Origin of the sequence: Desulforegula conservatrix Mb1Pa (assembly GCF_000426225.1) — a bacterium.
Lineage (GTDB): Bacteria > Desulfobacterota > Desulfobacteria > Desulfobacterales > Desulforegulaceae > Desulforegula > Desulforegula conservatrix.
Genome location: NZ_AUEY01000014.1, coordinates 63,898 through 73,804, shown reverse-complemented (window position 1 = coordinate 73,804; position 9,907 = coordinate 63,898). Strand labels below are relative to the sequence as shown.

The 9,907-nt window shown below is 40.7% G+C and carries 8 protein-coding genes and 1 tRNA gene; 3 read left to right on the top strand and 6 right to left on the bottom strand.

What is annotated here, in order from left to right:
* A partial coding sequence (locus tag K245_RS0107635) for a transposase (protein WP_027358810.1) occupies positions 1–288 on the top strand: 288 nt, incomplete at its 5' end.
* A gap of 363 nt (positions 289–651) precedes the next feature.
* On the opposite strand, the gene K245_RS0107630 is transcribed toward K245_RS0107635, so the two are convergent.
* From K245_RS0107630 to K245_RS0107605, 5 genes are all read right to left on the bottom strand, one after another.
* Positions 652–1,461, bottom strand: a complete 810-nt coding sequence (locus tag K245_RS0107630) for an undecaprenyl-diphosphate phosphatase (protein ID WP_027358809.1) — start codon at positions 1,459–1,461, stop codon at positions 652–654.
* Between the two features lie 196 nt (positions 1,462–1,657).
* Positions 1,658–2,629, bottom strand: coding sequence for a rhomboid family intramembrane serine protease (locus tag K245_RS0107625; protein ID WP_027358808.1), 972 nt, complete (start codon positions 2,627–2,629; stop codon positions 1,658–1,660).
* 14 nt (positions 2,630–2,643) lie between these two features.
* Entirely contained in the window at positions 2,644–3,534 is an 891-nt protein-coding gene (gene nadC / locus K245_RS0107620) for a carboxylating nicotinate-nucleotide diphosphorylase (protein ID WP_232223809.1), read from the bottom strand.
* A gap of 27 nt (positions 3,535–3,561) precedes the next feature.
* The gene (locus K245_RS0107615) at positions 3,562–6,225 is read right to left on the bottom strand and encodes a valine--tRNA ligase (RefSeq protein WP_027358806.1); all 2,664 of its coding nucleotides are present in this window, start codon (positions 6,223–6,225) and stop codon (positions 3,562–3,564) included.
* Between the two features lie 381 nt (positions 6,226–6,606).
* Positions 6,607–7,434, bottom strand: coding sequence for a hypothetical protein (locus K245_RS0107605; RefSeq protein WP_027358805.1), 828 nt, complete (start codon positions 7,432–7,434; stop codon positions 6,607–6,609).
* Between the two features lie 209 nt (positions 7,435–7,643).
* Between K245_RS0107605 and K245_RS0107600 the strand changes: the two genes are divergently transcribed.
* Together K245_RS0107600 and K245_RS0107595 are read left to right on the top strand one after the other, a co-directional pair.
* Complete coding sequence (locus K245_RS0107600) at positions 7,644–8,414, top strand: RsmE family RNA methyltransferase (protein ID WP_027358804.1); 771 nt, start codon at positions 7,644–7,646, stop codon at positions 8,412–8,414.
* 147 nt (positions 8,415–8,561) lie between these two features.
* Positions 8,562–8,637: transfer RNA gene (locus K245_RS0107595), tRNA-Phe, on the top strand.
* Positions 8,638–8,908: 271 nt separating this feature from the next.
* Here the strand turns inward: K245_RS0107595 and K245_RS0107590 are convergent.
* Complete coding sequence (locus tag K245_RS0107590; RefSeq protein ID WP_027358803.1) at positions 8,909–9,703, bottom strand: NYN domain-containing protein; 795 nt, start codon at positions 9,701–9,703, stop codon at positions 8,909–8,911.
* Positions 9,704–9,907 lie beyond the last annotated feature (204 nt).

Here is a 9,907-nt window from a genome sequence, read left to right as displayed (position 1 = left end):
CTCGCTGGTTTCCAGCACGAACCCCATGTTACTGGAGGTGGTAAAGCAGCTGTAGAGCATCCATCCTTCAAATGGGTCAATATAATACTTGGTAACTTAAAAAATGCGCTCAAAGGTACTTATCATGCAATTAATCGCAAGCATGTTCCGCGGTACCTGGCAGAATTTCAGTACAGATTCAATCGCCGATATGATCTGCCGTCCATGATTCACAGACTGATTTATGTTGCTCTTAGGACTCCACCCATGCCATCAACCATGCTTTCTATGGCTGAAGCAGAGTGGTAATCAGATAAAATAATGTGGTTATGCTCAATTCTCAGTAACATTTGAAAGTTCATGGGCTTAACATTTTTAAAACTCTAAAATCATCAGTTTTTTGCCTACTAACAAAACCATAAAGTTTTTGCGGAGCTTTTTACAAAAAACGACCCGCAGGAGGCACTCGGCTTAACGTCGGATTACGGACAAAGGGAGTCCTAATCCGACCTACACATCACCCTTTTTTGATGGCAAATTAACCATAAAAGGCACTTCTTAACTGAAAATCAGGCAGAGCCACATAAAATAATAAAGATGGATTAAAAAGCAAAGTGGATAAATATGAATCTCGCAAAAACTTCATTATTGCGGGTTAACTGCCGTAATCCATCATCTTATGAAAAAATAATAATAAGAGACTCCTGCGAGGATAAATCGATATATGGCAAAGGACGCAAGGCTGGATTTATTTAAAAACCTTATCAGCCAAATGATTGAGAAATAAGCCACAACAAATGCAACGGCAAATCCGGCAGCAAAAAATTTAAGATCCGAAATGGAAAGAAGCTTCCAGATCTTAAGAAAATCATAAAGACATGCGACACCCATCAAAGGGACAGCTATTATAAAAGAGAATTCAGCGGCTGATTTCCTGCTCATTCCAAGAAGAAGTCCTCCTGAAATTGTTGAGCCGGATCTTGAAAACCCTGGCCATAGAGAAAGTATCTGGAAAAGACCGACTAAAAAAGCCTGTTTGACAGTTATTTTATCAATATCATCTATGAGATGCTGTTTCGCAAATTTTTCTGCTGCAAGCATGACAATTGAGCCTAGTAAAAGACCTATTATCACCGTATTCGTTGAAAAAAGATGGTTCTTGATCGGCTTGTGGAGGATATAGCCTATACCCATTACAGGCACAATCGCAGCCATGACATGTATTAATGACAGCCCATTTTCTTTGTAATTCACCAGTTTGAGTTTTTCAGGCCTAAGCATGTCCATGAATTTATCTCTGTAAAGTATCAATACGGCAAGGATTGCTCCAAGCTGGATAAACACTTCAAAAACAGATGCTTTTTCACCTGTGAAGCCTATCATGTTGCCCACAAGAATCATATGGCCTGTAGAAGAAATTGGAAGATATTCTGTAAGCCCTTCGACAATACCAATAATCACTGCAATAAAGTATTCGCTCATTTAAAATCCATAAAGTGTCGACTAAATCTATATTGACAAAGCCGCAAAAAATCCAATTCCCGTCATTACGACTAAGGCCGGAATCCAGAAGTACCTGAAAATACTGTATGCCGAATCAAGCTATACATGGCGCTGAAGCATTTTTCTGACTTTTTGCGAGACCATCTATATTGACGCTATATAAAAGTCTTCAATTTCAAGTTCTGCTGTTGTCTATTGCAACTTTAAGATAAAGATCGCCTCGCTCACCCCCGGCCTGAATCCGGCCCAACCCCTTCAGCCTTATCATTTTCCCAGGAGCCACTCCTGCGGGTACATCGACTTTATAAATTCTGCTCTGGAATCCCCAGGGGACATTGACCATCTTGGTAGTTCCTGTGAGAGCCTCATATCCGGTAATAACTATTGTCCCGTAAAGATCGGGCTGATCCATAGGACTCATTGGCCTTATTGTCTGCAACCCGAATGTCTTCTTCCTCTGGGTTGCGTTTGACAATATATTGGAAGATCCTGGAGATGGTAATCTGCAAAAAAATTTCAGCATGAATACGCCGAAAACAAATCCGCCTATATGGGCCCACCAGGCAATTCCGGAAGCGTTAATCCCTGAACCCATGACACTGAAAATCTGAAGAATGAACCAAAATCCAAGAAAAACATAAGCCGGGATTTCCCATATAAATGGGAAAAAAAACAGGGTTAGGATCTTTGCCTTTGGATAAAGAATAAAATATGCGCCCATAACTCCGGCGATAGCTCCGCTGGCGCCTATTATGGGTATGTTGGAATTCGGCCCTGAAATAAAATGGGCGAGGCAAGACACAAAACCGCTAAGAATATAAAACACAAGATATTTGGCTGGTCCCATATGATCTTCGACATTATCGCCGAAGATATAAAGAATCCACATATTTGAAATAAGATGAAAAAAGCCTCCGTGCAGGAACATGAAGGAAACTAAAGAAAAGAACTGCTGATCCATGGAAAATGCAAGCCCGATTTCCCTGATCGTATATCTTGCGGGCACAAATCCGTATGTATATACAAATGCGTTCTCGTTTGACCCGAGCATCAGCTGAATTAAAAATACGGCAATATCTACTGCAATAAGCGAGTAATTTACCACAGGGTAGTTCTTGGAAGGTATGTTATCTCTGATAGGAAACATTAAGCCTTATACCCTTAATCCTTGCTGATGATTCTCATGCTTATATCAACAGACTTTGCCTGATGAGTGAGAGCTCCTGAAGAAACAATATCAACGCCTGTATTGGAAAGAAATGCAAGCCTGTCTTTTCTTACCATTCCCGAGACCTCAACAAGAGCTCTGCCATTAATAGTTTTAACTGCGGCAAGAATTTGTTCATCATTCATATTATCGAGCATAATGACATCTGCTCCGGCATCAAGTGCTTCTCCAAGCTCCTGCATATTTGTAACTTCAACCTCAATTTTAAGCAGATGATGGGCGTTTGCTCTGGCCGTTTCGACAGCTTTTTTGACTCCCCCGCATACAGCTATATGATTATCCTTGATCAGAATACCGTCATAAAGGGCAATACGATGATTACCCGCCCCCCCTACCCTGACCGCATATTTTTCAAGAACTCTCCAGCCAGGAGTTGTTTTTCTCGTGTCGACCAATCTGGTTTTACCCGAATCCCCCATCTCGGCAATATAGGCCCTAACATGGGTGGCTATGCCGCAAAGCCTCTGAAGAAAATTGAGGGCCGTGCGTTCTCCTTCAAGAAGCACTGTCAGCTTTCCGCTTATTTCAGCAATGATACTGCCATTTGTTATAAATTCGCCGTCAATGAAATTAAATTTAACCATGGTTTCAATGTCCAGCTTCTTAAAAACCGCTTCCACTGTTTCAGATCCTGCTAAAATAAGATCTTCCTTTGCCACAATCTCAGCTAATCCGCTCTTTTCCTTTGAAACAAGCAACTGGGTTGTTATATCGCCAGGGCCAAGATCTTCCTCAAGAGCAAGCTGTATGAGCTTTTCCACATGAATATTCATATCAATACCTGAAAAATAAGGCCCTGACTGACTGAATGTGCTCTTATTCAATTAATCAGGGCCTGGCTTTTTTTAAATTTAACTTGAAAAATTTTTTATCTTGTCGAGATTGGCCTGAAGTTTTCCGTGTTTCTCACTTGCCTGATCATGATCTTCTTTAACTTTTTTGATTACCTTTTCAGGAGCCTTGGAAGTGAATTCAGGATTTTCAAGCTTTTTAGAAAGAGAGTCCATTTCCTTGGACACCTTGGCCATTTCCTTTTCCAGGCGTTCGGCTTCTTTGGCAAAATCTATTACGCCCACAAGAGGAACAAAAACAGAGACTTCGCCGGCAATGGCTGTTGCCGCAGACTTTGGCCTTTCACCAGGCTTTCCAATTTCAATGGATTTGAGCCTTGCAAGGTTTATAATCAAATCCTGATTGCTTATCAGTGTATCCATCGTGAAAGGATTATCTGTCTGTAAAATGGCTTCGAGCTCAACAGAAGGATTGATGTTCATTTCACCCCTGATGTTCCTGATGCCGCTGATTACAGCGATTACAGCCTCCATGGAAACTTCCGCCTCCGGAATATAAGGAACCCTCTGTGCAGTATAATTAACTGTAGGATAATCGGCCTTCATGATTGATCCTTCTGTTCCGGGAAGTCTGTGCCATATTTCCTCGGTGACAAAAGGAATAAAAGGATGGAGCATAATGAGCATGTCTTTCAGAACCCTTAAAAGAACCGCTTTGGTTGCGACCATCTTTTCTTCGCCTTTTTTACCGAAAAGAATCGGCTTGATGGCCTCTACGTACCAATCACAGAACTCATTCCATACGAATTTATAAAGTATGGAAGCTGCGTCATTGAATCTGTATTCGTCAAGCGCTGTGGAAACTGTGGCGGTCGTATTATATAGTCTTGAAAGCATCCATTTGTCAGGAAGGGAGAGTTGCTTCATATCAAATTCAGGATAATCCTTGTCAAGGTGCATAAGGGCAAAACGCGAAGCATTCCATATTTTGTTTATGAAATGCCGGTAACCTTCTATTCTGTTTTCAGAAAGTTTTATATCTCTGCCCATTGCGGCAAAAACAGCAAGGGTATAGCGGAAAGCATCTGCGCCATAAACATCTATAATTCCGAGGGGATCAATTACGTTGCCCTTGGACTTACTCATTTTCTGGCCATTTTCGTCACGTACCAGGGCATGCACATAGACATCCTTGAAAGGAACTTCATCCATGAAATAAATACCCATCATCATCATTCTTGCAACCCAGAAAAACAGAATGTCAAAACCTGTTACAAGAACAGAGGTCGGATAAAATGTTTCGAGCAGTTTTGTATTTTCAGGCCATCCCATGGTTGAAAAAGGCCACAATGCAGAACTGAACCAGGTATCAAGAACATCCTCATCCTGCTTGATGTTCTTTGATCCACAAGCTTTGCATGAGGACGGATCTTCCAGGGAAACCGTTATTTCATTGCAATCCGCACAGTTCCACGCGGGAATCTGATGCCCCCACCATATCTGCCTGGAAATGCACCAGTCGCGAATATTATACATCCATTCATAATAGGTTTTCGACCATGTGGATGGAATTATTCTGGTTCTTCCATTCTCAACCGCAGCAATTGCTTTGTCTGCAAGAGGTTTCACCTTTACGAACCACTGGGTCGAAAGATTTGGCTCTATAACAGTTTTGCATCTGTAGCAGTGGCCTACGCCATGAACGTGGGGATCTTCCTTAACAAGAAGACCGGCTTCTTTAAGAGCTGCAACGGCTTCAGTCCTGCATTTATTTCTGTCAAGCCCCTGGAATTTTCCTGCACCCTCAAGCATTGTTCCGTCATCGCCAATAACCTTGACATAATCGATATTATGTCTTGACGCTATCTCAAAGTCATTGGGATCATGTGCAGGCGTAACCTTAAGTGCCCCGGTCCCAAACTCGGTGCTGACGTATGCATCCCTTATTATTGGGATGATTCTGTCAGTAAGCGGGAGCCTGACTTTATCAGATGGAAGATTCCGGAATCGAGGATCTTCCGGATTCACGGCCACTGCAGTATCGCCAAACATGGTTTCAGGGCGTGTTGTGGCAACGATCAGACCGCCTTCGGCGCCTTCAAAAGGATAATTAATATGATAAAGAACGCCTTCCTTTTCTTCATGCTCAACTTCAAGATCTGCCAGAGCCGTGTTGCAACGCGGACACCAGTTTATTATGTATTTGCCCTTATAGATAAGTCCGTCATCATAGAGCTTGACAAAAACCTTGCGGACCGCCTTTGAAAGACCTTCATCCATTGTAAAGCGTTCCCTTGACCAGTCACAGGACGCGCCAAGGTGTTTAAGCTGGCCGATGATTGCACTCCCGGATTGTTCCTTCCACTTCCATACTTCTTCTATGAATTTTTCCCGGCCAATTTCATGCCTTGTCTTGCCTTCGGAAGCCAGTTTTTTCTCGACAACGTTCTGGGTTGCAATACCGGCATGGTCTGTGCCAGGCATCCAGAGAACATTGTCCCCCATGAGTCTCCTGTACCTGCAGAGAATATCCTGAAGGGTATTATTAAGAGCGTGCCCCATATGAAGGACGCCTGTTACGTTCGGAGGGGGAATTACTATGCTGAATGGCTGGTTGTCGCTTTCATCCATTGCAGAAAAAAGCCCTTCTTTCTCCCAAAATTCATACCATTTTCTTTCAACATCCTTTGGAGAATACCCTTTATCGATCAAACCTTCACTCATGAGAAACCTCTTAATGTTTAGCCTGAATTATAATCATGGACCTGAAGGGCCTCTAAAAATCGATATTCTGGCAAAAGCCATATTGCTTTGACATAAAATTGACAAGATAGCAAAAAACCCGATTTCCGTCATTCCGGCGCAGGCCGGAATCCAAAAATAATATAAATAATGGATGCCGGATCAAGCAAGGCATGACGCTGACTCTTTTATTCGCCTTTTTGCCAGCCCGCCAAAATTATAATTTTCAGAGATATCCTGTATCTTGTATCCATTAAAATCAGAGCAAATATAACAGCACATAAAACTAAGCCCGGAAACATGAAATCATGCCCGGGCTGTATCATAAATCAAAAAGCAAGACGAGTTTAAAAAGAAAAATTATTACTGATCTTCCATATTGTTGGAAGTAAGACTTTTCTTAAGATTTGATAATTCCTCTCTGACTACTCTTTCAATGACTTCAGAAAGCATGATTTCAATCCGGTCGGTAAACAGACGCGTAACCACCCTTTCGACCGCAGCTTCCACCTGCTCAACTGAAAGGCCAGACATAACCGAGGATTCACCGTAAGGAAAACTATCTTCAGAAATATCCATATCAGATGTAATTTCAAGTTCTCCGTCTTCCCTGTAATCAGAATCATAATCGTTTACAAGGTCAATCTCGTCATAATCCTCTTCAGCCCTTGATGAGCGAGGAGTATCGTCAATATACAAATCATCTGTTTTGGATTTTGAAAGCAAGGGATCATATTGAAGAGTTTCGTCCGAAACCAGATCCTCAATCTCAAGAAGCTCGTCTTCCAGAGACTCGAAATCAGATATAATGTCTTCATCCGAGAGCTCTTCAATATGCTCCTCATCCGAAAGATCAATAATATCATCATCCTTAATCATATCGCCTTGTTCCAGGCCAATGGAATTGGCCTCTATACTGTCATCAAGATCAAGAACTTCTTCATCGTCAATTATATCTATCAGCTCCTCTGATTCATCCATACAGATATCAAGGGCCGCCTCATCAATATCAAGTCCGGCAGTCAATGAATCGGACGATTTTTTTACGCTGTCTTCTTCAAGCATATTATCCAATTCAATAATCAGCTCTTCATCCGAAAAACCTGGGGACTCACCTGGAGATTTAAATACCTGATCATTGTTATCTGAATTATTCATTTTAGCTCCACCAGAATTATCAATAATTGTCATAAATCCCCCGATGTATTAAACTGACAGTGAGCAACCTGCAAAGTTGCGGACTAAAATTGCCTTTTATACCTAACATATTAAAGATGAAGAACGAATAAAAGGAATGACTTTGATAGTAGTCAAAAAAAATACCACACAGGCTAATTGGTGTCAACATATTTACTTTATTATAAATAATGTAGTAATACTAAAATGACGGGATTATATAAATGAGGCGATTTTTTATAGATAACATTATTTCAGGTGCTTCAGAAATCATAATTGAAGGCCAGCAAGCCATTCACATAAAAAACGTATTAAGAATAAAAACAGGCGCAGAGATAGCACTCCTGGATGGATCAGGATATGAATATAAAGGAGTAGTTAAAGATTTTTCAGGACAGGCGGCAATAATAAAAATATTAAGCAAAACAGATAAAATACCTGCCAGAGGAACACAGATTTCATTGGCATTTGGATTTTTAAAAGAAAACAAAATCGATGACCTGATACGCCCGCTTACTGAGTTAGGGATCAATAAAATCATACCCTTTTTTTCGGACAGAAGCGTATCAAGACCGGCAAGTGATAAAATAGAAAAAAAAATGAGCAGGTGGGATAAAATTTCCTCGGAGTCTATCAAACAGTGTAACAGGGCGATCAAGCCTGACATCACATTTTTTGAAGGATTTGATGAAATTATTAAGCATTCAAAGAATTATGATAAAAAAATAATTTTCTATGAAAAAAACACCGAATCATTCCTCATTCATGATTATGCATCCTCAGATTATGTGAAACCCAAGACTGCCATTGCCCTTATCGGACCTGAAGGCGGCTTTACTGAAAAAGAAGTTGCAATGGCTTTGGATAATGGGTTTGAGTCATATTCCTTGGGGCTTGGAATTTTAAGGGCTGAAACGGCAATAATATCAGCCGCAGCAATAATCCAATACATTTACATGAGCCCTGATAAAAAAATCGACCATAATCACACTTAAGGCCAAGAACAGTATAATCAATAAAAACATATAATTAAACCCGAGATAAATATATAAGGGCATAAAACAAATAAAAATAATAATAGAATCGATAAAAACATCTTGACATGAAAAGGCCGATCTCTTATAAACAGCCACGTTTTGAGTGCCCAGGTAGCTCAGTCGGTAGAGCAGTGGACTGAAAATCCGCGTGTCGGCAGTTCGATTCTGTCCCTGGGCACCACAAAACTTCTAAGCCAAATAAGATTAATGACGATATAATAAAGACCATCAGAGTAATCTGATGGTTTTTTATTTTTGGCTTTTTTGAAATTCAATTATGCCGAGGTCACAAAAATTCCATTGCCGTCATTCCGGCGAATGCCCGAATTCAGAAGTAATTGAAAATACAAAGATGCCGGATCAAGTCAGGCATGACTCCGACACCTTTTTTTGACTTTTTGCGACCTTGTCAAGACGGTCAAAAAGGCAATCTTTAGAGGTAGTCAAATAAATTAGCACAATATCTGCGTAAGATTCTTATTCCACTTGAATTCTGAAATATTAACCGCTTTAAGACCATCCTTGGATTCAACAAGGTCAAATTCAATTATCGCTCTTTTTGATTTAAGTTCCGAAATATAAGAATTATCTGCTTGCCTGCCTTCGAGATTGAACTGGTTAACATGGCAGAAAATATTATCGATTATATCAGAAGGCTTGAGACCTGTTCTCATGGTTAAAAAACCGAATCCCCTCTCTTCATTAAAAGCATGAAGAATCCCCCTGAATTTCTGGACATTGGAATCCTTGAGAATGCCGGGAACCAGAAAACCGGAAAAGTAATTATCAACCTCGATTTTCAATTCGGAACTAGTGTTCGCAAATGAAATAAGGTCAACTCTTTTACCTCTGGTCTGTAATGCTCTAACAAGTTTAAGAAAATCTCCATCACCACTTCCCAGAAGAATATAATCCAGATTCTCGGACTGAAGAAGGGCATCTACGGCAAGGTCAAGATCAGCATTCGCCTTTACAACAAGTTCACCTTCTGAATCATAATATTTTTTAACCTGTTTCAGAACAAGATGAAACCCTGTCCTTCTTATTGCTGCCCTATAACTCTCATTCCTGTCTCTATATGCCTGATCAATCTTCTCCCTCTCACTGTCCATGGCAAGGTATGCGTTGGCCCTTAGAACTGTTGTACCCTGAACTTCTGCCAGCTCTTTTATAACCTCATACCTAAGCCCCCAGCCCCCATTTCTGTTCAGGTTTTCAACATCAAGAAATATCCCTGCTTTGAGCATCAGTGTCTCCTGTAAAAAATCTTGAAATAAAAATGTTTTAAAACTAAAGAATGGAACTCAGGCCATAACAATAAGAAGAGTTCCTGAAAACTGGAATATAAAATTGACAAGATAGCAAAAAGTCCGATTTCCGTCATTCCGGCGGGGCCTGTTCCTGTGAAAACCGGGAGCCGGAATCCAGAAGCATCTTATAATCTGGATACA

Coding starts and splice junctions, on each gene's coding strand:
- K245_RS0107630 (WP_027358809.1), bottom strand. CDS start 1,461: ATGAGCGAATACTTTATTGCAGTGATTATTGGTATTGTCGAAGGGCTT.
- K245_RS0107625 (WP_027358808.1), bottom strand. CDS start 2,629: ATGTTTCCTATCAGAGATAACATACCTTCCAAGAACTACCCTGTGGTA.
- K245_RS0107615 (WP_027358806.1), bottom strand. CDS start 6,225: ATGAGTGAAGGTTTGATCGATAAAGGGTATTCTCCAAAGGATGTTGAA.
- K245_RS0107605 (WP_027358805.1), bottom strand. CDS start 7,434: ATGACAATTATTGATAATTCTGGTGGAGCTAAAATGAATAATTCAGAT.
- K245_RS0107600 (WP_027358804.1), top strand. CDS start 7,644: ATGAGGCGATTTTTTATAGATAACATTATTTCAGGTGCTTCAGAAATC.
- K245_RS0107590 (WP_027358803.1), bottom strand. CDS start 9,703: ATGCTCAAAGCAGGGATATTTCTTGATGTTGAAAACCTGAACAGAAAT.